We start from the raw sequence: 23,473 nt of genomic DNA, 5'->3' as shown, positions 1-23,473 counted from the left end.
GAAGAGATTCGCTCAGTACAGGTAAAGCTCGCGCATGGCGATGATGGCTTCGCCCGCTGAGCTGGGATGTGGTTCTGCGTCTCGGCGTCATAGGGTGAGCTCACACTGCCCACTGGGCATGGATCCCCAGATCAGTCTGGACGACGCACCCTGGGCCACGCAGGGTGAGCGAGCTGTCCTTGACGTCGTGGTTTCCCATCGCCACAGTGTGGGCTGGATCGTCAACCAGACCCGCGACCGTGACAGGAGCATCGCTTCGATTCGCCACGACGATGACACCGGGACGCCTCATGACGACGGCATCGGGGGAGATCACGGTCATCGTCGTGGCCGTCAGGCTATGAGCGACGTGGGGTGGAAGTGATGCGCGGATCCCTAGCAGAGTGCGGTACCAGTCGAGCATCCGTGCGTGTTCTGGGTCGTGACGCTCATCCCACTTCAGTCGCGCTGACCGGAAGGTCATCGTGGCTTGAGGGTCTGGGATGGCCCCCTGCCACGCCATCTTCTGGAATTCTTGACGGCGTCCAGCAGTGATCAAGGGGCCAAGATCAGGGCCCAGGTCGCTGAAGAATGGGAATGGGGTTGAGGCCGCCCATTCCTCGCCCATGAAGATCATGGGAGTGAAAGGCCCCAGCAGGTACAGTGCGGCGGCTGCCGCTTGAAGATTCGGGTCGGCTCCGTTGTGGCCCAGACGGTCTCCGATGGCGCGGTTGCCGATCTGATCGTGATCCTGGATGAAGCTCACGAAGGACGAAGCGTCGTAGTGAGTGCTGTTGACGTCAACCGGGGCTCCCCAATTCTGCTCCCGGAAGGACGACCAGTCGCCGTCGTGGACGAAGACTTTGGTGAAGGCCTTGGCCAGCGTCTCGGCGCTTCCGAAGTCGGAGTAATAGCCGTCAGTCTCCCGTGTGAAGAAGGCATGCAGACAGTGGTGGATGTCGTCGTCCCACTGCATCGTCATGCCGCGGGCCCCGGCGGTGACACCGACGGGAGTGACCATGTCGGCCTGGTTGAGGTCCGATTCAGCGATGAGGGCTAGCGGACGGGCCACGTCGTGCGACCACTCAGCGACTCGGGTCGACAACTCGGCGAGGATGTGGGTGTCGGAGGTGTCAACGAGGGTGTGGACGGCATCCAGCCGCAGCCCGTCAATGCCATATTCGACGAGCCACTGGTGGGCATTGTCGATGACGAATTGACGTACGGGCAGGTTGTCGTCGCCATCGAAATTCACCGCGTCACCCCAAGGAGTCGGGTGGTGATGGTTGAAGTAGGGGCCAAACTGTGCCAAGTAGTTCCCCTCTGGCCCCGGATGGTTGTAGACGACGTCGAGAATGACCCCAAGCCCCTTGGAGTGGGCGGCGTCAATGAACTGTTGGAACGCCGCCGGACCACCGTACGTGTTCTGGGTGGCGTAGAGGCCGACCCCGTCATAACCCCAGCCGCGGGTACCAGGAATCTGGGCGACGGGCATCACCTCAACAGCCTCCACGCCCAGCCCAACGAGGTCGTCGAGGTGGTCGATGGCAGCGGTGAAGGTGCCCTGTTCGGTGAAGGTGCCGATGTGCATCTCGTAGAGCACCCGGCCTTTCAGGTCAATACCCTGCCAGGGGGCTGGCTTGTGGGGCGTGTACACCTGTGATGGCCCGTGGACGCCCTGAGGCTGATAGCGGCTGCGCGGATCAGGCAGCGGATCCCCGCCATCGAGGACAAACTGGTAGTGCTGGCCATCAACGACGGGCTGCGGAAGCGTCCACCATGCGCCGTCCCTGGTCATGTCAAGGAGTTCACCGTCAAGGAGCGTCTGGACGTTCGTGGGGGTGGGGGCCCAGACCGTCACCTGGTTGGTCATCATCGTTTCTCCCTCGCCAGCAGGGCGACGGGCATGTGGTCAAGGAGATCAGCAAGCTTGACTGTGCCTCCCCGCCGCGTCTTTCCGGTGATGACGTCAGTGAAGGTGCCTTCCGGCAGCACGATCTGGTGGTCGGCCCAGCCACTGCGTCCCTCCAACGCCCCGGCGAGTCGGGTGGCCACGGTGATGGCCGTGGGAGGTTCGTCGTCGATTCCGCGGGCGAAGGCCACTGCGTGACCAGTGGTCGTCGCAACGGGTCGGTAGCTTGCGTGATCGCCACGGAAGGCGTCGCGATGTCGGCGTCGCACCTGTAGAGCTCTGTGGACGACAAGCAGCTTTTCCGCGTCCAGACGATCTTCTGGCGCTACTGCATCGAGGCCGTTCTCCACGGTTTGCAGGAGCCGGTGGGAACGACGGTGGTCGACCGGGCGGCGATTGTCTGGATCCACCAGCGACAAGTCGACGACCTCACAGCCCTGGTAGGTGTCGGGTACGCCGGGCATGGTCACCTGCACCAGGGCTCGCCCGAGGATCGCAGCTCGTACCGCGAGGCTGGTCGTCTCGGTGAAACCATCAAGGGCCTGCGCGACGGAATCGTCGGTCAGGCAGAACCGTGCCAGATCCATCAGCGCAGACTCGTAGTCCTCGTCCGGGTCAGTCCAGGTGGTGTGAGATTTGGCCTCTCGAACCGCCTTCGTCAGGTAGGCGACGAGCCTGTCCTCGGTGATGGGCGTGGCTCCCGCAGCCGTCCCGGGTAAGCGCCAGGTTCCGGCCAATGTCTGCCACAGCAGGTTGATCGCTGCACCGTCGAGTAGCTCAGAACGTTGATCAGTGGTGGCCGCCTCCAAGGCGGCGACGGTGTGATCCCAGTCATGCGGGAATTCCGTCAGGCTGGCCAGGCGGGCGCGGACGTCGGTCGACCTCTTCGTGTCATGGGTTGACAGGGTCGTCATGGTTGTCGGAAAGCTCTCGCCAAGATGGCTTGCGAAGTCATGGAAGTCATCAACGGAAATCCCGGCCACCTCAGGGTCACAGCCGACTTCATTGACCGCTGTGAATCGGGTATGGCGATAGAACGTGGTGTCCTCCTTCGCCTTCGCCATGACCGGCCCACAGGTTTGGGCGAAGCGCACCATGAACTCGTCGCGGCTGGCCTGCACCACCGGATCGGTGGAGGGACCGAGGCGTCCACACACCATGTCCACGACCAGCTCGAGGGTGTCGTGCTCCTCTTCTGGTAGCTCTAGACGGGCGAGGCTTGCTGCGGTTTCGATGACCTTGACCTCGCCGGGCCCCGGAACGCGACCGGGCTCGAGGTAGGCGCGGTACCGATCCATCGCGACGAGGAGCTCGGTGATGGCCCTTGTCAGCTGGCGGCGGGTGTGGTCACGCAGCATGATGTCGGAAGCGCAAATGTCCACAGCGACATTTGCCAGCCGGTTGAGTTCGGTGACGAGCATGTCGTCTAAAACCTCACGTTTGGCTGTGTCCAGCGCGGCAGGGAAGGATGCCTTCGAATCGTCGTCAGCGCAGACACGTTCGTAGAGGGTGCCCAGAGGCGCCAATCCAGCCGAGTCGATGAACAGCCCGTCAACGCGCAGCAAGGAGTCATAACCCGTGGTGCCTGCGCACGGAAGCTCGGCCGAGAGGGTCTCGGAGGGGTCCAGGATTTTCTCGATGACGACCCACGCGCCGTCGGTGGCTCGTTGCAGATCTGCCAGGTATGTGCGCGGATTGGCCAGGCCGTCCGGGTGATCGATGCGGAACCCGTCGATGAGTCCGGCACGGTAGAGTTGCAGTAGTTTGGCATGGGAGATGGCAAAAACGTCGTCATCCTCGACGCGGATGGCTGCCAGGGTGTCGACATTGAAGAAGCGGCGATAGTTGAGTTCTTCAGTTGCGACCTTCCAACATGCCAGCCGATACCACTGGTGATCGAGCAGCTCAGCCAGCGGCAGCGACTCGGTACCTGGACGCACCGGAAAGACGTGATCGTAATAGACGACGACGGGCTCGGCGTGGGTTGTGCCGTCGGAGTCGGGGATGTCCCGGGTCTCGACGTGGATGGTGCCGGCAGTCAGTTCCGTGCCGATGCGGTCGCCGAGGATCGCCATGAGAATCGACAGGGATGCAGAGACGTCGACGTCGAACCATGTGGCGTACGGGGAGGAGGGGCCATCGCGCAGTACACTCCACAGCGCGTAGTTGTGCCACAGCGGCGTCGGCACCGCCATGTGGTTGGGGACGACGTCAACGATGATGCCGAGTCCGACATCATGGGCCTTGGCGCAGAGACGATGGAAATCCTCCTCACCACCGCATTCCTGTGAGATCCGGGAATGATCCACGACGTCGTAACCGTGGGTGGATCCGGGCGCGGCCTGCAGAATGGGGGAGCAGAACAGATGGCTGACACCCAAGGCTGCCAGGTAGTCAAGCTGAGCGATGGCGTCAGCGAAGGTGAAGTCCTCGTTGAACTGCAGACGGTATGTTGAGGCGGGTGCGGCGGACGGGGGAGTGGAAGTCGTCACGTTCCCACCTTAAGGGACTCTCCCACGGGTCGGCGCCCTTCCGTGTTCTGAACTGAGCGGTTGTTCGGCGATCACGCGAGATGTTCGGAGGCCCACAACCAGGCGCGCAGCCTGCTCGCCCGCTCGCGCTGGAATTCGCGAAGTTGCGGCATTCCAGCGGGGTCAGGCTTGCGGCATTCGCGCTCTGAGATCCCTAAGACGGCGACGAGAAGGTCGACGATGGGTTCGACGGCTGGTTCGCCATGAGTGGACGGGGAGAACTCGGCTGCGACGTGTTTGACGAGGGCATCGGCGCGATTCCACCGCGGGGCGTCGATGGGATCAGTGTGAATGATGTCGACGATGAGCCCAGCGGCATCGACCCACGCAGGGCCGATCAGAGCGTGGGACCAATCGACGAGGACTGCTCCGTCAGTGCGTAGCAGCACGTTGTCGGATCGGACGGCACCGTGGATGACGGTGTCGCCGTTGGTGTGACGGGTGAGTCGCTCGACCCGCCCGGCGAGGTCGGGCAGGCGCTCAATGAGCCAAGGGTCGAGGTCAGCTGGAGCGTCGGTCATGAATTCTTCCCACACAGATGGTGTGTTGTGCAGGCGTGCCGAGAACGACTCCCACGGCTGGAGGAAACCAGCCGTCACCTCGGCCAAGCGGGACAGGCTCGCCAAGGCGGTGTCGATGTCCTCGTCGGACCAGGGAAGCTGGGGGTGGGGGCCCTCGATGTCTGAGGTGACCAGGCCTACCCAGCCGTCAACGTCGATGCGGCCGAGTAGGCGCGGGGATGGTGCAGTGTCGGGGAGCAGGGACAGCAGGGTGGCCTCGCGACGGTTGAGGCCGGGAATGTCCTCATTGATGGCGCAGTGACCAACCTTGACGAACGCGTGGGAACCGTCAGCGGTGACGACGCGCGATGCCACCCCAGGGGTGGTGCCGTGGGTTTGGAGGGTATCGACGGAAACTGGGGACCCGAGGATTTCAGCGACTCTGTGGTGAACTGAGCCGGGTAATTGATCCCAGCGGACTCGTGACGGTTTCATGGACGCCTCCTCATGACCCTGCCCCTTACGGTAGTTCACGGCGCGGTCGTTGTGGAGGTGACGGTACAGCTGCGTCGAGCGGTGGCAGCCAGCCGACAAAAACGACGACTGAGAAGGCACGGACATCAACCGAGGCCAGCGCGCGAGACGAATGAATCGCCACTGCGGCCCCGGTTGCCTCAGCTCAGTGTGCCCAGCCTTGCGCCGGTGGTCGGACGAGGGTGTTGAGCTGGGCCAAGGCGTCAGGGTGCGTGGCGTAGTAGCTGGTGTGGTTGTCGTAGATGGCGGTCGCGAAGATGTTGCGCCAGTGTTGGGCCCAGGTGGGCCAATCGGGATGGTCGGGGGAGCCTTCGGGAAGGTCGATGGGTCGGGTGTGGAGAGTGACCAGAAGGTGGAGGACTGCCCGGTCGACGTCGTGAGCTCGATGGTTCACACGCACCCGGTGCCCCGATTCGTCGGTGATGACGTAGCAGTTGGGTGTGATGGCCAGCTTCGTGATGCGATGGGCGTCGACTTTGCGACGGAAGATGCCGATGTGAACGGCGATGGTGTCGTCATCGATGTGGGTCCGATACAGCAGGCGGTAGAAGATCATGATGTAGCCGGGAAGCGTGACGGCTAACTGACAGCAGGTTGTGAGAATAGGGTGACTGATGGGTTTGGCAATGACGCGCCACATGAAGGGCGTGGTGATGACGGCGATGATGAGTCCCCACTTCAGCCATTTTCGTGGGGGACGCAGGTGCTGGGGGCTGGCCGGATCCTGGGCCGACGTGTCATCAGGCATGGAAGTGTCAGGCTGACCCCAGGGCTGCGAGGCCCATGGTTGGGAGAATGTGAGGGGTTCGGCGGTCATGGTCATCCTTTTGTACGAGGCAAGGCGCCTCCTGCGTGACAGATCTGTTAGTCATCGTAGTGGTCGGGTGGGCCGATGAGGGTGTTGAGTTGTGCGAGGTGTTGGGGGTGGGTGTCGTAGAAGTCGCGGTGGTCGAGCCATACGTCGGCGGCGAGGAAGTTGCGTCTTTGTTGGGCGTGGTCTTCCCAGTCAGGGTCGGTGATGTCGGCGTCGGGGAGTCGGAGTTTGCGGTGGTGGAGTTCTTCGAGGAGGCGTATGTGGAATAGGGCGTAGTCGAATCGGTCGTATCCGATGTTAATTTTGGTTTTTCCGGCCCAGATTTTGTAGTGTTCTATGCCGATGTCGAGTCGGGTGATGTCGGTGAATCGGATTTCGCGGTGGAAGGGTCCGAATCGGGTCCAGACTTTGTCGTGGTCGACTCCGGGGTGGAGCCAGAGTCCTTGGGATATGGGTATGTATGCTGCGGTGAGGGCTCCGATTGCGACGGCCCATCCGGAGAAGCTGTCTCGGATGCCGTCGCTGTTGTCGATCAGCATCGAAATGAATGACCATGTGAGGCCGGCTGTCAGGGGTAGGAATACGGGGAGCATGAGGTAGGCGAGGGAGAAGACTCGGGGGTGGTGTGGGTTGTGGCTCATGCGGCGTTCCATGCGGGCGATGCCGTAGATGCCTTTTTCCTCGTATTGGAGGGGTGGGTTGTCCATGTCTGCTGCGAGGTAGCGGGGTTCGACGTTCATATTCATCGGCCTGTGTGGTGTAGGTGGGGGACGGTCCAGTTCTCGGCATGTGCACCGGAGAATCCGGCGTTGATGGACTCCCCAGTTGTTTCGGCGCCATTCTGAATAATGGTACTGGGGGTAATGTCTTCATGGTCCATCAGGCTTGACAGACAGTCTCTGGTGACGTTGCCCGCTGCCGACCAGGCTGCCTCGCGGGACGCCTCCCCCAAATGCCGGGCGAACCGGTGAAGCTGAGGATGGGCGGCGGTAGACACTGTGCTTCGCGTGGGAACACTGAGACGTACAGCCAGCCGTGTAGAACCCGGCAGAAGAGCCGAAAAAGCGCTTGCCGTGTTAGCTGTCATGAGGCCGGTCACGGTGAACTTCTTGTGGTTGATGACAGAATCAGAAATATATTCTACGCCGGATCCTAGTGGTTGCGCCACAAGATCTTCAATGAATTCATTGGAAATGTTTTCCGAGACGGCTTTACCCCAACCTTTATTGACGGCCATGCTGAACGCGCGCTGAATCTTTGATGCCCCATTGAGCTGAGCCCAAAGACTATTACCAGCATCGCTGATTTTCTCAATGTTACCGAATTGAGTTACCGCGCTTTTGGCTGTTTCGGACAGTTTAAGCATTTGGGAATTGACGAAATTTCCAGCACCAGCGGTCGCCGCACCAGCGATAGCTCCAATAGCGGCTTGTTTACGCACGTCGGCCCAGTTTACGTCGCCGGTGGAATATTGTTCGATGGCCATGGTTGATCCTCCGCCGATCAAGGCGCCGCTGGATGCTGCTGCGAGGAGGGCGAATCCAGTACCAGCCCCGATGCCGGTGGCCGTCAACCCGATACCGATGCCGATGAGGATTGCTCCGCCGATGAAGTGCTTGGACAAGATGCGGTGTTTGTGGGTGGCCCACCAGTGTCTCACGGGGTGGGTGAGGCCTGCGAGTTGGTCATCTGTGACGGGGTGGGTGCCAAGAGGGTCGGTGAGGGTAAGAGGGTTGTTGTTGGCGTAGTCGTAGGGATTGTTGGCCCATAGCGCTCCGGCGGGCGGAGTTTCTGGGTCGGGGGTCAGGAAGGTGGTGGTGGCGGGGTCGTAGAGGCGTGCTCCCCACCAGGGATGGCCATCAACGACCAGAGTGTTCCCGGCGAGTCTGATGGTGTCGGGGACTCCCTCGATTGCGGCGCTGACCGGTTGGTATGGGTCTTGGGGCTTGACGGGTGTGGTGGCTCGCCAGTGGTCGACCTCATCGACGGGTGTGGTGCCGAGGGTGCGGCCTGCTGGCAGGGCCAAGACGGGGTGGCCATCAATGGAGGTGGGAGCTCCGGTGACGAGGTCCCAGTCAACATGCACGTGCTGGTCCTGGGTAGCGACCCGGCTGGGATGTCCGAGTGCGTCGACGTGGGTTGAGACGGTGGTGGTGTCGGTGGTGACACCGGACAGCCAGCCCCTCGTGTCCCAGGAATATCGTCGATCACCGCTATCGCCTGTGGCGCTGGTGCGTCATCCTGCCGTGTCGTAGCCGTAGTGCGTGGTAGCGGTGTCGCCATGTGCACAGGTGCGGGTGTCGATGAGACGGCCGTGAGCGTCCCAGCTGAATACCGTTTCGCACCGGGCAGCGCCTTCAGAAGTGGTGTGGCTCGTGAGCCGGCCGTAGACGTCATGGGCCCAGGCGTGATGGGTGCGAGGCCCGATTGCTGTCATCAGTGACCCCGCCTGGTTGTAGCTGTAGGACCACACGCCGTCGGGCGTATCCAGCCCGGTTACGCGTCCCTGGTCGTCGCGTGTGATGCGGGTCGTGCGCCCATCATGGGTGTATCTGCACAGCAGGCCGCTGTCGTGGTCCCAGTGGTCGTGGTGGCCGGGTGTGGTGATGTCGGTCAGGCGCCCTGCATCATCCCATGTCAACGTCGCGGTACCCAGTGTGGAATGAGTGATACGGGCTGGCAGTCCATCATCGTGGTAAGCATACGAGACGCTGGTGTGGGTGTCGTCGGCCCGGACCAGACGACCTTCACGGTCCCAGTCCCAGTGGTGGTGGCTGATGACCTGGCCCTCGGCATCGGTGGTGGTGTGGTCGCAGATCAGCCCGCGTACATCGACGCCAATCAGGTGATGAAGCGGGGCTGCAGGGTCGGTATGAGAGGCAAGGCGACCGGCCGAGTCCCAGGTGTAGCGATGGATTCCGCCAGCGGGATCGGTGGATTCGATGATCTGGTCGAGCTGGTTGTACCGGTAGGTAGAGATAGCGTCAGTGCCGGTGGTTGCTGTCACGAGGCGACCACGCTTGTCCCAGGTGTAGCGGTGAACCTGGCCAGCAGCATCAACAGCGCTGATGAGCCGTCCGGCCTGGTCGTAACGGAACGATCGTTTTCCGGCAACCGGATCCCACGTACGTATTGGCCGTCCACAGGTGTCATAGTCGGCGCTGAAGGTGACGCGGCCGCCGACTCGGGTCTCGGCGAGACGGCCGACAGGATCCCAAGTGTAAGTGGTAGCCACCCCGGTTGGATCGACCACCTCAACGAGGCGAGAATCTGCGTCGTAGCGGTAGCAGGTGAGCGCGCCGGTCGGATCAGTGGTGCTCGCCAGACGCCCAGCCTCGTCATAAGAGTACTGCTCTTCCAACCCGGTGGGACTCGTGACAGCTGTTAGGTGCCCGGCCCGGTCGTAGCCGAACCGGATGTCCGCACCGAGAGAGTCAGTGAGCACGGCAGGCAGGCCTGCAGTGTTGTAGTCGATGCGGCTGGTGGCGCCGAACACATCAGTGGCTGAGACGACACGCCCGTAGTCGTCGACTTGAGTGGAGGCGATCACCCGACCGGCCGCGTTGGTGACCTGGGTGTGGTGGTCGGTGGTGGCGGCGTGCAAACTTGCCCCCGTCGGGTCGGTCAGCGAGGCAAGCTCACCGGTGACGGTGTAGGAAGCGCGCCACGTGCCCCCGGCAGGATCTGTTACCCCACACAACCGCGCCATCGCGTCGCGCAGGAATGCCCACCCTGCCCCATCCGGCAGTCCGATCCCTGTCAGGTCTCCGACCTCGTCATACGACAGGGTGGTCGTGGCGCCGGTGGGGTCGGTGATTGTGGTGATCTGGCCATCAGGACCCCACGTGTAGCAGGTGCGCCCACCATCGGGGGCTGTGGCCGTCTCGAGGTGCCCGGCGTCATCGTAGCTGTAAGACCAGCATGCCCCATCGGGGGCGATACGCTCGGTCAGGTGTCCAGCCTGGTCGTGGGCTGTCTGAGTGCGATATCCCAGTGGGGTAAGTATCTGGGTGACGTATCCGGCCAGGTCATGGCTGATGTGCCAGGTGGCGCCGACCCCGTTCGTTATGGCCGTGACCTGGCCATACTTGTCATAGTCGATACCGAGGCTGGTGCCCGTAGCATCGACGACTCTTCTCAATAGACCATGGCGCCACGTCATCGTCATTACGGTGCCGTGGGCATCAGCGAGACGTACCGGTGTGGGGTGGCTACCCTCGTAGCCGAGGCGCACCCGCAACTGACCGCCGCTTGAGACGGAGGTCAGCCGATCAGCTTCATCCCAAGTGTAATCGATGACCCCGCCTGTGGGCAGTGTGGTGTGGGTGCGATGGCCCCGTTCATCGTAGGCGTGACGGATCACTTTGCCTGCCCGATCCGTCGCCCCCACAAGATTGCCGTATCGGTCATACAGCATGGAGGTGCGCTGCCCGTCGGCATCAATGATTCCGACGGTACGGCCCCGCCCATCACTGATCCAGGTATTGCAATGATGACCCTGCCCGTCATCGGCAACCGTCACCCCACCCGGTAGGTATGTGAACCGTGTCAGATGTCCAGTCGCATCCAGCTGGGTGCGAATCCGCCCGAGGTCATCAAACGTGTTGACGCATTGAGCCGCCCCAGATGTATCGATGACCTGGGTCAGCAGCCAGCCATCCCATCGGTAACTGCAGACCCCGTCAGGGCGAGTCGCCTCTACCAATCGACCATGGTTGTCATAGACATAGTCCACGCTGCGACCATCATTGGCCACAGCCTTGACCAGACGTCCCTGCTCGTAGAGCAAATCTATTGATCGGTCCCACTCGGAATGCAAAGCGGCAGCCACACCCTCATGGCGTTCAACCCAAACACCATCACTGGTGTCGGAGCCCGAACCTACCCAGGCGCCAGCAGCGGTGAAGACCCATTTCTCGCCGGCGTTGTTACCGACAATCCACACCGGCCCACTCACGCCTGCAGGTTGAGCCACAGCCACATCGGCGGCGTCGCTGCGCCACAGCCACACATTGTCCTGAACTGCCCGCCACGGCCCATTCTCGTCGCCGTGGCAGACATTGGCTCCGGCGACCTCGCCAGCGCTACCAGGAGTCAGAGAAAACACAATCTCGCGACCATCATCACGCACCCAGCGTGCCTGGTCATCGTCGACGAGCAGGCGCTGATCCAGGATTGTCGACCAGCCAGGCCCCAGCACCCCGCACTGGGCAGAGCCATCGTAGGTGGCTGCCAGCGTCGAGTTGTACATCCGGGACATCACGAGTCGCTGGCTCAGTCCCCCATACGCCAGATCTGTCTCAGGGAGGACGAAATTGCCGGTCGTCGAGTTCACTGGGTCTTCGATGTACCCGGTGGCAGGGTCGATTCCACCCAGGGTTGGCGAGGAGACCTGAACATCCGCTCGAGTCACACTTACCCCGGCCGCCTTCAAACCGGCCTCCAAAGCCACATCGGTTAGCTTCACGGCTCCCGAGCCTCCAGCAGCGGCGAACGCTCGCCCCACGGTCTCCAGCCACGCGACATCGGCATCGTTGAGGCTTATCCATTGCTGGTACTGGCTGAACAGGCCATCCACCGTCAACGATCCATACTGGCAACTGGCGCAAAACTGTTCATACAGAGTTTCTAGGGCTGACGCGGGCAGCAACCCCCGATTTGCTCCATGAATGAGGCGGGCCCCACTGGTCAAGTGCGTCGGAACCGCACTCGAGACACCCCCCGAGGGTCCACGCAGCCCCTGATCGGTGTGGCGCTGGCCTGTCTGAGGCGGGTTCACCCACCGAGGAGCGGGTGGATTTGGCTTCGGCAAAGGCGCAGTACCACCAGTCCCAAACATGAGGTGCTCTACTTTGCGTCCGGCTTCGGCAGCCGCGTCTTCGAGTGCATGCAGTCCATGCTTGAACCAGTTCTCATCGGCGTGGGCGGTCACGTAGTCACGCACTTGCTGCCGTCGCGCGTTCTCCTTGCGAGCCTCTTCAGCCAGGTACTCCACCTCCATGGCGGTCTGGTTGAATGCCTGTGTGAACTCGGCTGCGTCCGTCGAGCACACCTGCATGTTCCGTCGAAACAGGTGCGAGAAGAACCCGCGGAATTCGGTTGACGCCACAGACTCGGCGTGGCCACGTTCACTGTCGAAGACGGTCACCTTGCCTGCAGCGGCGCGGAGCTTGGTCGCGAATTCGGCCGCTACCCCAAAGTCGAAGGTGACAGGATTCTGGTAGTCACCCAGATCACTCGTATCAGACACGGAAACCTCACACTACCGACGCACTACGTTTGGGAAATAATCCCGCGCCTCAAACCCTGGACGGCGCGGATGTAACAATCGTCACTCAAAAGTTTGAAAAGTTTACCGTGACGCCATGTGACGGTTGCATAGCGTGGCATCACTGTGCACAGAAACGAGACAATAGTACGGAGAATGGTGGCGAGATGACGTATCATCTCGCCACCGGGTGAAAGTATCCTTACTGGCCGCCGCCAGCAGTGAAAATGTCCGTTGCGATTTTCTGCAGGTTTGCCCGCAGCTGCTCCAGTTCAGCCTTCGCCTTCTCCAAAGCGCTCCGGGTCTCAGGCCACACCTGACCGCGGAACTGGGCCGCCAAGGGGCCATCCCACACATCAGGGGCAGATTAGTGACGACCGGATCAATGGCACCCGGCGCTGCATTGGCGGTGACCCGTCAGGTGGTTGAGGCCTTGTCTTACGCCCATGGGCGTGGGGTCGTCCATCGTGACATCAAGCCGGACAACATCATTCTCACCAATCCCGACGGCATCCAGAACCCTGGGGTGAAGGTTGCAGATTTCGGAATCGCGAAGATCCTTGGCGAGTCATCGACGGCTACGCACCTGGTCGGAACAGCGCACTACCTGGCGCCTGAACTCATCAGTGACAATGTGGTGAGCCCGAGTGCCGATGTGTATGCCTTGGGCGTGACGCTTTACCAGATGGTGTCAGGTCAGTTGCCATTCGGCACGGGCGATGACAATCCGTACTCCGTTGCTGAGCGCCATGTGCACTCCACCCCGGCGGTGATTCCGGGGCTAGACGGCCAGGTGTGGGGCCTTGTCAGAGGGATGCTCGCCAAGAATCCGGTCGATCGCCTGTCAGACAATGACGTCGTCAACCTGGTGGATGACATCATTGTCGACGTTGAGGGGCAGCCGCCGCTAGCTGTGCCCGAGGGGACATTGGCTCCCCATACCATGACCATGCTTCGGCAAGCGACGTCACTGACGACTCCAGGGAGTGACGAGAAGTCGCTCGCCAAGCTCGACGATGGACAAGCCCCCATCGATCTGGAGCATCTGCGCACCCTTGGTATTTCTGCCTCGGCCACTGTGCTCAAGGCCGGTCCGGGGATAGATGGGGAGACGCTTGATGACCTGCCGGTAGAAGAAGCGACCGAGAAGTCGTGGTGGTCGAGCCGCATACACCGAATCATCATCTATGCCGCAGTAATTCTCGTCATCGCGGCAGTGGTCATCGTATGGATGATGGCTGGCAGCGGCTCGGGAAACGCCGACAAGCAGGGGACGAAAGTGGTTGACGGACTGAGCGCCTCGTTGCCGATGCAAACGTACCCGTCTGGGCTGAATGTTTCGCGAGCAGCGACAGTCAGCAAGGGGACTGTGAAGTACACTCTCACCTATCGCACGATCAAGAAGCCCGTGAGGGGAGATGTGCTCGAGGTGGTCAGCTCAGCCCATTCATGCCCCGATGCAACATGGGACGACACTGTCAAGGTTGCGTCACACAGCCCGGCCCTGACTTCCATCGACGCCAAATGTGGGTGGACAATCACGCTGGAGGCTCTTTCACAGGAAGAGCCGGTGACGGTCACAGCGAAATTTTCGGCAAAGGAAGCCGCGATCAGTAATCAGGAAAACCTGCAGACGTGGCTCCAAGATCAGCAGCAAGCTACCGACAAGGCGTTAAATGATGACGCTGACACCTCGACCTCGTACTCTTTGCAACGGCTGCAGACCATGAGGATCAAAATACCTTCGCGAGTCAAAGAAGGATCGGCGATACCAGTGACGATTCTAGGAACGTGGCCGGCGGGTGAAAATAAGATGACGCCGATCTACACCACGCCTTTCAACTCAAATCCGACGAGCATCCTCACCGACATCACAGGAGGCAAGTTGGAGAACGTTCGGCTCACGGATCGTTGTTCGGGCGCAGTGTCCATCACTCCGGACGGCCACGACGTGAGTGCTCTGCATCCGGCTTCGTGCAGCATCGGTGCAGAGATCGGGAATTATCAGGTGCAGGAGAGCCCGATCACCATTGTTGCTGGTGGATCGTAACGAGGCCGGCCGAAACATGAAGTTTGTGGTTTTTGGGAAGGGTTCCCACGGGCATCGTTGTTGGTATTGATCTGAGAAGCCGTGGCGATTGTGGGAAGCTGGCCGAACCTGATTCCGTAGCGGCTGGGGGGATTGCGGCCAAAATGTGACGCAAGTCCGTGCGAGGCTCTGTGCGGTATCTTGAATTGTGCTATATCGAGGAATTCTCCTTGACTGCCGGTTGGTATATCCCCGTGCAGTCGAGGAACTGAGTCATCGCTACTTCGCACGTCATGAGACTGCCATCACTGATGCCCGCTGCTCGCCAGATTGAGCCGTGAGCGCCACGCTCAAACCTGAAGGCACAGGTCTCCCGTTCATGATATAATATGGGCTATGTTCAATCTGCCGCGCCCGGTGAGGTGCTGTTTGGTGGTTCTGCTTGCTCCTGTCGTCATGGGTGCCGCGAAATTCAACTATGGCATGGAGATTGGAGACGAGGATCACGTCCGCTCCACGTTCGTCTACGGTATCTCTAGAGTAGACGTAGAGAAGGCAGGGAAGAAGCCCTCAGATTTCTCCGATTGCGACAAGATGCTCGATGTGTCTGCCTCAGACAAGCAACGCGGCGCAAAAATTGAGTTCGTCGAGGACGAGGAATACATTGGCTGCAAATACACGGTGACCACCACTGCAGATGACGCGCGGGGCGTTGGATTGGGATTGACTTTTGATGCGGACAAGGTGTCACTGTCCATTGGTAAGAAATTTTTCGACGGTGTTGAGCTTGATAAAAGCACGATAGGTGACTTTAAAGTCTCGGTAACGTTCCCTGGTAAGGTGATTAGCCACTCGGGTTCAAGCAGTGTTGACGGCAATACTGTCACGTGGACTGATTTCAAGGACTCTACATCGGGGTTGAAGGCAGTGAGCGAGCGACCTGCCGGTGCGGCGGCGGGTTCGTCTTTTTGGAGGGGCTACGGGAGACATGGCATCAGAGGGGGCCTCATTGGCCTCATCGTGGGTATTGCCTCCTACTTTGGTAACAAGAGACGTGCGAAGAGGATGCGAGCGAAGTCTGGCGGAGCTCCCGCGACCACTCAGTACCCGGGATATGGGCAACCGCAGCCCCAAGAATGGCAGGCTCCGGGCCAGGACGGTCACCAGTATGGGGAATCGATGAGCTCCGGGGGTAACCAACCTTATATGCAGGATGGTCGTTACATCGGAGACCCGTGGAGTGCAAATTCGACGAACACTTCAGGGTTTAACGAGAAACCCAATCCAAGATAGATGCGCACCGGGGCGTTGCTCGCCCCAGCGTGGTCTGTGGTAATTCCCTGTGGTGAATCGTTGAGTCGTGTCAGCTTCTATGCCGCAGGTGAGTAGGGTTCGGGTTCGTCCACCAGTGATAGCGGATCTAGCAGGGTATTCTCTGCGTAGTTGACGTGCCCTGTTGCGATTTTTTGGTGGATCTTGCTTTTCTCGCGGCTTGCGAAGCTTCCTTTCGCTGTTTGATGTTTGGTTTACTGTTAACGTAGCCATGTTTTGGGGACGATGTGGTGCCACCACTTGGGTACGACGGGTTCGTGGCTGAAGGCCCACGACCAATCATTGAGGATAGTGCGATTCGTGCAGTCGAATATGTCAACATAGTTTGATCCAGTTATCCTGCTTGTGTCATCCACATGATTTATGCGGGTGTAGGATATGGTCTCAGTGCTTGTATATGCGCACAAATTTTACTGACTGTATTGCGTAAATCGGTTTTTGGATATTTAAGAGGAATGGCTCGACCATCTGAATTTCCAGGTGTGTATTCGGAATGTAGTCGTATTTGGATGGCCTAAATGACAGATCTCCTGGCCTTCCGATGCATTCAGAATCGACGTAAATTTCGGACAATTTTCCTATAACGAGCGGTCCGATTTCTGAAAGGCTAATGATTCTGTACGGTGCTTCTATTTCTTCGTTTCCCATTGATTTTTCACCTGCTTGTCGGTGATGAGTATTTGGTTTCCGCCTCCGGGTAATTGGCCTAAGGTGTCTGAGTCTTCGATGGCTTTGACGGGTTGCACTCCGGCTGCACCTTCGTAGAATGGCGCGAATTGTGGTATCTCGTATTCGGAGATGTGGTTAGCCTTGTTGCCCCATTGTGGGGCCAGTGCTAGGTCGAGTTGGGTTTGGAGGGGTCCCGCTGGTCGTGTCCGGGATACGTAGCCGCCGACCTCGTAGTTTGGATTACTCCAGCTACGGTAGGTTGTGATGGGTTTTATGGCGATCTTGCTTTTGAATGTGGCTCCACGGAATGATGTTGCCTCGTTCAGGTTTAACTGGCCATTTCTGTGGTATCGTGCGAGGAAGGTTGTTGGCTCTTTCCTAACTCCAAGGGTTGTGTTATGGGGTCCGAAGTGTCCGGTGGGTATTGAGTCTGGGAGTGTGTCGTATGTTTTTCCTCCTATCGTGGCGGTGGTGCCTCCGAAGGCGGCACCGCTGAGTGTTTCTCCGCCTACTTGCTCTAGGTAGGTTTCGGCGTTGTGGGGCCCGGGTGATGTTATCCAGTGGTAGTTGCCCATCACGTAGCCTTGGGTTGCCGGCTTCTATCCCGCGGGAGAGGAGAGTTTGAGTTCCGGGACCTGCGATTTTGCCGGATATGGGGCCTGCGATGGGTTCCAGGACTCCCGATAAGACAGCCTCTCCGTAGTCGACGTGGCCGTGTGTAATCTGCTGGAAAACCATTTCACTTTCGGCGTTACCAATCCAGTGAGAGAGCAGCACTGTTTCATTGAGTGTGTCGACTATATGCTAATAAAGCCATTTATCAGGAATGAGGTGGTGCCACCAACTAGGCTCTATAGGCTCATGACTGAACGCCCACGACCAGCCATTAAAGAGGCTCCGCTTTGTATAATCCCCTATGTCCACGTAGTGGATTCCTGTTATTTCGCTTCTCTTGTGTCCTTCATGCATGGCGTAGTGGGATATAGGACCAGCGGCGTAGACCCGCACGAACCAAACGGCTTGTATTGCGTATTGCGGCTTTTTTATATCTAGAATAAATGGCTCCGACATCGTTATCGTAAGTCGAGTGTTTGGAATATAGTCATACTTGATTGGAGAGAAAAACAGGTCTCCTGGCTTTCCTATGCATCCGGTGTCCAGATTTATCTGTGTCAAGCTGTTTATAATAATGGGTCCTACTTGGGATATATCGATTTCTCGAAAGGGACGTTCTACTTCTTGGATTTCCATCGGTCTAGTACCTGCTTGTCGATGATGAGTATTTGGTTTCCGCCTCCGGGTAATTGGCCTAAGGTGTCTGAGTCTTCGATGGCTTTGACGGGTTGCACTCCGGCTGCACCTTCGTAGAATGGCGCGAATTGTGGTATCTCGTATTCGGAGATGTGGTTAGCCTTGTTGCCCCATTGTGGGGCCAGTGCTAGGTCGAGTTGGGTTTGGAGGGGTCCCGCTGGTCGTGTCCGGGATACGTAGCCGCCGACCTCGTAGTTTGGATTACTCCAGCTACGGTAGGTTGTGATGGGTTTTATGGCGATTTTGCTTTTGAATGTGGCTCCACGGAATGAGGTTGCCTGTCCGAAGTCCAGTTTGCCGTTTCTTTGGTATTTTCGAATGAACGTCTCGGGCTGTTTACCAACGCGGAGTATCGTGTTATGGGGTCCAAAATGTCCGGTGGGTATTGAGTCTGGGAGGGCGTCGTATGCTTTTCCTCCCATCTTGGCGGTGATGCCTCCGAAGGCGGCGCCGCTGAGTGTTTCTCCGCCTACTTGCTCTAGGTAGGTTTCGGCGTTGTGGGGCCCGGGTGATGTTACCCAGTGGTAGTTGCCCATCACGTAGCCTTGGGTCGTGCCGGCTTCTATCCCGCGGGTGAGGAGAGTTCGAGTTCCGAGACCTGCGATTTCGCTGAGTCCCGAGCCTCCCGTAGGTGCCAACGCTCCGGACAAGGCAACCTCCCCATAGTCGACGTGGCCGCGTACGACTTGCTGGAAAACCATGTCGCCTCCGGCGCCGATCAGCATCGCCCCGGGCACCTCAGCCCCAAAACACATCAGGACTCCTCCGAGGGCAGCCAGACTAACACCCCCGAGAGTCTCCCACGAGAACACGTTGCGGATGTGGCGGTCCCACAGGTTTCGGGTGTCAATAGTGCCAGCGAATTGGCGCATCTGGGCATCAGTGACGGGTCTGAGGCCTAATGGATCGGCTAGCGCAAGGGGATTGGTGGCGGCGTAACCGTAGCTGGCGGCCTCCCACAAGGATCCTGGTGGCGCCGCAAGCGGGTCAATGGTCAGGAAACTCGCCGTGGTGGAGTCATAAACGCGCGCTCCCATCCATGCCAAACCAGCTACACCAAGATGACCTCCCGTCATACTGATGTCCGCCGTCAGGTGTTCTTGGATCAACGTATACGGGTCGAGGGGATCGGTGGCTGGGCGACGCCACGGCTCATCCTGATCGCTGTCTGCGCTCACTGGTGTCAGAACACTGCCGTCGGGAAGTGGCAGTGCTGGTATGCCGCCAACCTGGACTAGCTGAGGTTCACCGGTCGCAAGATCCCACGCAATCGGGGTTCGTCCGGCAGGACCGGACACGTCGGTCAGGCATCCGAAAGCGTCGACATGTGTGGCAAATTCCTGTGAGCGACCTGCTCGGAAAGTCATCACTCCCGCCAGCCAGCCCCGTGAATCCCACCTGAACTCCTCGCGCATCCCAGCCGAGGATGCAGCCTCGATTCGTCGGCCGCATGGGTCGTATCGGTAGTGCGTCTCTACTGTGCTGTCACCAGGCCCCAATTGCGTCACCGTGCTGACGAGTTCGCCGGCGAGGTCGTAGTTGTAGTGACAGGTTTGACTGGTGCCGGCGTCCTGACACGTCGTGGTGACGAGCCGTCCCGCCGTGTCATAAACCCATCGGCGGCTCGATCCATCAAGGCCGTCGGCGGACGTGAGCGAGCCGGAATCGTCATACCCGTACCGGAAATCCCCGTATGGTGCGCTCACCCGGAGTACTCGGCCCATCTCGTCGCGACTGATGGTCGTGGACCCGCGGGAGGAGGTGTGGCTAGTGACGAAACCACCAGTATACCCCCACTGCTGTTGATCCAGAGGAGTGCCTAGCTTCGCGAGACGACCGACCGCGTCCCATTCCAAGCTCACCTCACCCAATCGAGAGTGGCGAATCGACCCCCAATACACCGGTGTTGGTGTATGCGTAATCGATAGAATCACCAGTCAACGTGAGATGACGTACCCGACGCCCCTCGGCGTCGTACCACCACTGTTCGGACGAGGTGAGTGGCCCCTCGTCCACAATCGATTCGTCTCCCGGCACGGGGACGACGCTGTGGGTCAACAGCAGCCCACGAGGGTCGTACCCCAACAGGTGGCGCGACGGGAAAGCAGGATCGGTGTAGTCATCAATAGTGACCGTGCGGGTGGTCGGCGTGATGAGGATACGACTGACCAGCTGGTCATCAATGTATTCCTCGACGCCCTTAGGGCCGAGACGACGGCTGACAACCGTGCCATCCGGGCGGGTGATGGCGGCCAGGGCTCCGGACTTGTCCCAGGTATATTCGGTAATTCGCCCCAGTGGGTCGGTGGCGGCGATTATCTGCCCACACTCGTCATACCGATACGTGGTGAGGCCACCACCCGGATCGGTGCGGGTGACGAGTCGGCCACACCGGTCGTAGCCGTACTGCGAGACGCCACCAGCCGAGTTAGTCGCTGCCACCAGTTGGCCAGCAAGGTCGTAACTGAAATGACGCTGTCCATACACTAGATCGCAACTGAACACGAGTCTGCCGCATGGGTCATATCGGTACTGGCTCACTCCAGCGCCAGGAACATGACTGAGCACAACACGTCCCATGGCGTCATACTCGTAGCGCGCGGTCTCGCCAGTTGGATCAGTTACTGTCGCCACCTGGAAATCTGAGGTGTAGGAATAGCGCGTCACGCGGCCTGCGGGATCGGTGACATCAACCATCCTCCCACACGCGTCATAGCTGTAACTCGTGCGCAGCCCGGTGGGGCTGACGAGGGCCACAATGCGGCCCGCTAGATCGCGCTCCACATGGGTCACCGCGCCAGACTCGTCCTGAAACTCAACCGGTCGGCCACACAAATCACGAGCGACGATCTGCTGGGCGCCAGTGACATCGGTGACGGCAGTAGTAAGACCGTAGGGATCGGCATCGACGCGGTGGAGTTGGTGCCCGTGACTATCCGAGGCGGTGCTGGCAGTGAGACCGTCAATAAAGACCCTGGCGAAACCGGCTGGATCAGTGACGCCGGAAAGATTGCCATCAACGTCATAGGCATACGTCCACCTGGCCTCGTCCGGTGCCACCACCTGCGTCAACCGCGATAGCGCGTCATGGATGAAGCTCCAAGCGCTGCCGTCGGGGAGCTGCATGCCCGCCAGGTTCCCCAAGTGGTCGTAGGAGTGTTCAATGACGCGCCCGAGAGGATCAATGACCCTGGAGATCTGACCGTCTGGGTGATACTCCCACTTTGTGACCCCACTATCGGGGGCAACCAACTCGATCAGATGACCGGCCACATCATAACGATGCTCCCATGTCGCGCCATCCGGTGTGACCACGGCAGCCAGGCGGCCAGCATCGTCGTAGCTGAACCGCGTCGTGGCACCACCCGGCGAGATCGTTTCGACGATCCGTCCCGCCTCGTCACGGATGAGGCGGGAAGCCTCCCCATGGGCATCCTCGACGCGCACCAATTCTGCATGATGGTCATAGGAAAACCTCAGGCTCACCCCGACAGGATTCGTGGCGCGCAGAAGCAATCCATCCTTCCACTCCGCAGCGGTCACGCCACCGCACGGATCCGTGACGCGCACTGGATCACGCTCGGTGCCGTCATACTCGAAGGTGGTCTGGGCACCATTGGCCAGGGTTGTGCTCACAAGCCGGTCCAGATCATCCCACGAACAGTCGATCATGCCCCCAGTAGGAAGGTCCGTGTGCGTCAGTCGCCCCCGCTGGTCATAGCGGTGTGAGGTGACGTTTCCAGCCCGATCGACACAACGCACCATATTGCCGAAGGAATCGTAGGCCATCGAAACCTGGCCACCATGGGCGTCGACCACACCCGTGGTGCGACCGTGAGCATCACATATCCAGGTATTGGCATTGGTGCCATCCGCATCGCTGGCGGCGGTGACGCCCCCAGGCAGATACCTGAAACGGATAGTACGACCGTTAGCGGCTTGTTGGGACGTGATCCGGCCCCGGTCGTCGTAGCTGTTGATGCACTCCGCGTTGCCACATGCATCCACCACGGTCGTGATGAGCGTGTCATCCCACTCGTAACGCCGTGAACCGTCGGGCCTGACCACCTGTACGAGTCGCTCTTGGTCGTCGTAGGAGTACCGGCAGCGACGGCCATCACTGGAAACAGCCGACATCACTTTGGTGCCGTCATACGACACCGAGATCCTGTAGCCCCACGACGTTTCCATCGCGGTCACGCGATCGCCTTCCCGCACGGTATGCACGACGTCTCTTTGCGAAGATCCGCTGCACACCCATGCGCCACCTTCAGTGAAAACCCATCGACCTCCCCGGTTGTCCGAGATCACCCACACCCATTGTGATGTGGCCGGATCGCGAAGGAACTCCGGAAGTTGGGAAGCAGAGACCCGACTGAGCCACAGATTCTCACCCTGAGCTCGCCACTGTTCGACAGGCTTTTCGTCTTCCTCTGCCGGATTGGGTAGCTGATTGGTCGTCGGTAGGACTGCTGTCGGTGCAGCCTCCACCGCGAAGACGATATGCCTGCCATCCTCACGCACCCACTCGACGCACCCCGGCTTGACGAGCAGGCACTGGTCAAGGATGCTGGCCCACCCCGGGCCGAAAACCCCACCCTGTCCCCGAACAGCCTGGATAGAGTTGTACATCCTGCTGAGGGCGAGGGGGGATGACGCTGCCGCGAAGGCCAGATCGGTCTCGGGCTCGATGAAATTCCCGGTTGCCGAGTTAATGGGATCCTCAAGGTACCCAGTGCGCGGATCAATACCCGACAGCCCCGGGGATGTGATGTCGAGATCGGTACGCCACAAAGGGGTTCCAGCAGCTCTCAAGGCGGCTCGCAGGGCAGAGTTAGGCAAAGTAATAACACCAGAGCCAGCAGCTTGAAACGCCTTGGCTACCGCGTGCAACCACTCGACGTCTCCGTCATTGAGGCCCCGCCACCGATCCAGCTGCACGAACAGATCCCCGACCTCCACGGTGCCGTACTTGCACTGGGAGGTGAAGTCGTCGAACCAGCCCGCCAGGACTGATCCCGAGGGTACCTGTGCTGCGGCTTCCCCCAACACCTGTGCGGCACTGGTGAGATCCTTGGGGTCCGCCGCAGATACTCCACCCGATGAGCCTCGGATCGACCGATCTTGCTGACGCTGGCGTGTCAAAGGCAGGCGGAGCAACTGGGGCGGCGGAGGCTCGGCGGGCGTGAGATTGGGCGGGACATCCACACCTGTGAAGAAATCCCGCACATGATCGCCAAAATCGTCATGCTGCGCCGCGAAGTCGCGGACCTTTTGTCGTCGCTCGTTCTCGAGTCGAGCCTGCTCGGTAAGATAGTCCACTATGTCAGCGGCGGCAGTCAATGCCTCCGACAACGCCTCGGCATCCGCCGAGCACACCTGCATGTTCTGCGCGAAGACAGTCGCGAAGAAACCTCGGAATTCTCTTGCAGCAATGGATTCGACACGAGGTGTACGCGCGTGGAAGATATTTATCCGCTGTGAAGTCCACCGTAGCTGGGACGAGAACCCCTCGGCGGTTGAGAAGTTGAATTCCACCGGATTCTGATAGTCGCCGAAAATACTGAAATCGACCACGTCATGATCCTTGCTGA

At 59.9% G+C, this 23,473-nt stretch carries 11 protein-coding genes and 4 pseudogenes; 4 read left to right on the top strand and 11 right to left on the bottom strand.

Annotation, left to right across the window (positions count from 1 at the left end):
• Positions 1 to 100 precede the first annotated feature (100 nt).
• The 6 genes from treZ to ACSJJT_RS05665 all read right to left on the bottom strand — a co-directional run bounded on the left by treZ (position 101) and on the right by ACSJJT_RS05665 (position 8,140).
• Positions 101 to 1,855 (bottom strand): malto-oligosyltrehalose trehalohydrolase, encoded by a 1,755-nt coding sequence (gene treZ, locus ACSJJT_RS05690; protein WP_435917353.1) that lies wholly within the window; start codon positions 1,853 to 1,855, stop codon positions 101 to 103.
• Entirely contained in the window at positions 1,852 to 4,383 is a 2,532-nt protein-coding gene (treY, locus tag ACSJJT_RS05685; RefSeq protein ID WP_435917352.1) for a malto-oligosyltrehalose synthase, read from the bottom strand. The genes treZ and treY overlap by 4 nt, the downstream gene beginning before the upstream one ends.
• 71 nt (positions 4,384 to 4,454) lie before the next feature.
• Positions 4,455 to 5,417, bottom strand: coding sequence for a phosphotransferase (locus tag ACSJJT_RS05680; protein ID WP_435917351.1), 963 nt, complete (start codon positions 5,415 to 5,417; stop codon positions 4,455 to 4,457).
• A gap of 184 nt (positions 5,418 to 5,601) precedes the next feature.
• The gene (locus ACSJJT_RS05675; RefSeq protein ID WP_435917350.1) at positions 5,602 to 6,204 is read right to left on the bottom strand and encodes a hypothetical protein; all 603 of its coding nucleotides are present in this window, start codon (positions 6,202 to 6,204) and stop codon (positions 5,602 to 5,604) included.
• Between the two features lie 116 nt (positions 6,205 to 6,320).
• Complete coding sequence (locus ACSJJT_RS05670; protein WP_435917349.1) at positions 6,321 to 7,010, bottom strand: hypothetical protein; 690 nt, start codon at positions 7,008 to 7,010, stop codon at positions 6,321 to 6,323.
• A 2-nt stretch (positions 7,011 to 7,012) separates the two neighbouring features.
• Entirely contained in the window at positions 7,013 to 8,140 is a 1,128-nt protein-coding gene (locus ACSJJT_RS05665; protein ID WP_435917406.1) for an RHS repeat-associated core domain-containing protein, read from the bottom strand.
• Between ACSJJT_RS05665 and ACSJJT_RS05660 the strand changes: the two genes are divergently transcribed.
• A complete protein-coding gene (locus ACSJJT_RS05660) occupies positions 8,123 to 8,413 on the top strand; it encodes a hypothetical protein (RefSeq protein WP_435917408.1) in 291 nt (96 codons plus the stop codon). The genes ACSJJT_RS05665 and ACSJJT_RS05660 overlap by 18 nt on opposite strands.
• Before the next feature lie 93 nt (positions 8,414 to 8,506).
• Here the strand turns inward: ACSJJT_RS05660 and ACSJJT_RS05655 are convergent, their stop codons facing one another.
• Positions 8,507 to 12,520, bottom strand: coding sequence for a DUF6531 domain-containing protein (locus ACSJJT_RS05655; protein ID WP_435917348.1), 4,014 nt, complete (start codon positions 12,518 to 12,520; stop codon positions 8,507 to 8,509).
• 208 nt (positions 12,521 to 12,728) lie between these two features.
• Between ACSJJT_RS05655 and ACSJJT_RS05650 the strand changes: the two are divergent.
• The 3 genes and pseudogenes from ACSJJT_RS05650 to ACSJJT_RS05640 form a co-directional block, all read left to right on the top strand.
• Positions 12,729 to 13,388 (top strand): annotated as a pseudogene (locus ACSJJT_RS05650) (serine/threonine-protein kinase); the annotation flags it as partial.
• Between the two features lie 459 nt (positions 13,389 to 13,847).
• On the top strand, positions 13,848 to 14,588 hold the full coding sequence (locus ACSJJT_RS05645; RefSeq protein WP_260320468.1) for a hypothetical protein: 741 nt from the start codon (positions 13,848 to 13,850) through the stop codon (positions 14,586 to 14,588).
• 411 nt (positions 14,589 to 14,999) lie between these two features.
• Entirely contained in the window at positions 15,000 to 15,860 is an 861-nt protein-coding gene (locus tag ACSJJT_RS05640; RefSeq protein ID WP_435917347.1) for an LppM family (lipo)protein, read from the top strand.
• 239 nt (positions 15,861 to 16,099) lie between these two features.
• Here the strand turns inward: ACSJJT_RS05640 and ACSJJT_RS05635 are convergent.
• From ACSJJT_RS05635 to ACSJJT_RS05620, 4 genes and pseudogenes are all read right to left on the bottom strand, one after another.
• A pseudogene (locus ACSJJT_RS05635) lies at positions 16,100 to 16,547 on the bottom strand (hypothetical protein).
• Positions 16,529 to 17,318 (bottom strand): annotated as a pseudogene (locus ACSJJT_RS05630) (hypothetical protein); the annotation flags it as partial. The pseudogenes ACSJJT_RS05630 and ACSJJT_RS05635, both read right to left, overlap by 19 nt.
• 54 nt (positions 17,319 to 17,372) lie before the next feature.
• A complete protein-coding gene (locus ACSJJT_RS05625; protein WP_082863957.1) occupies positions 17,373 to 17,819 on the bottom strand; it encodes a hypothetical protein in 447 nt (148 codons plus the stop codon).
• Positions 17,801 to 23,456, bottom strand: a pseudogene (locus ACSJJT_RS05620) (DUF6531 domain-containing protein). The gene ACSJJT_RS05625 and the pseudogene ACSJJT_RS05620 overlap by 19 nt, the downstream one beginning before the upstream one ends.
• Positions 23,457 to 23,473: the final 17 nt, after the last annotated feature.

The sequence above is a fragment of the Cutibacterium nasicola genome (assembly GCF_051303185.1).
In the GTDB taxonomy this organism is placed as follows: Bacteria; Actinomycetota; Actinomycetes; order Propionibacteriales; family Propionibacteriaceae; genus Cutibacterium.
The sequence above is the reverse complement of the archived record's forward strand: the minus strand, read 5'-3'. Positions and strand labels throughout refer to the sequence as shown.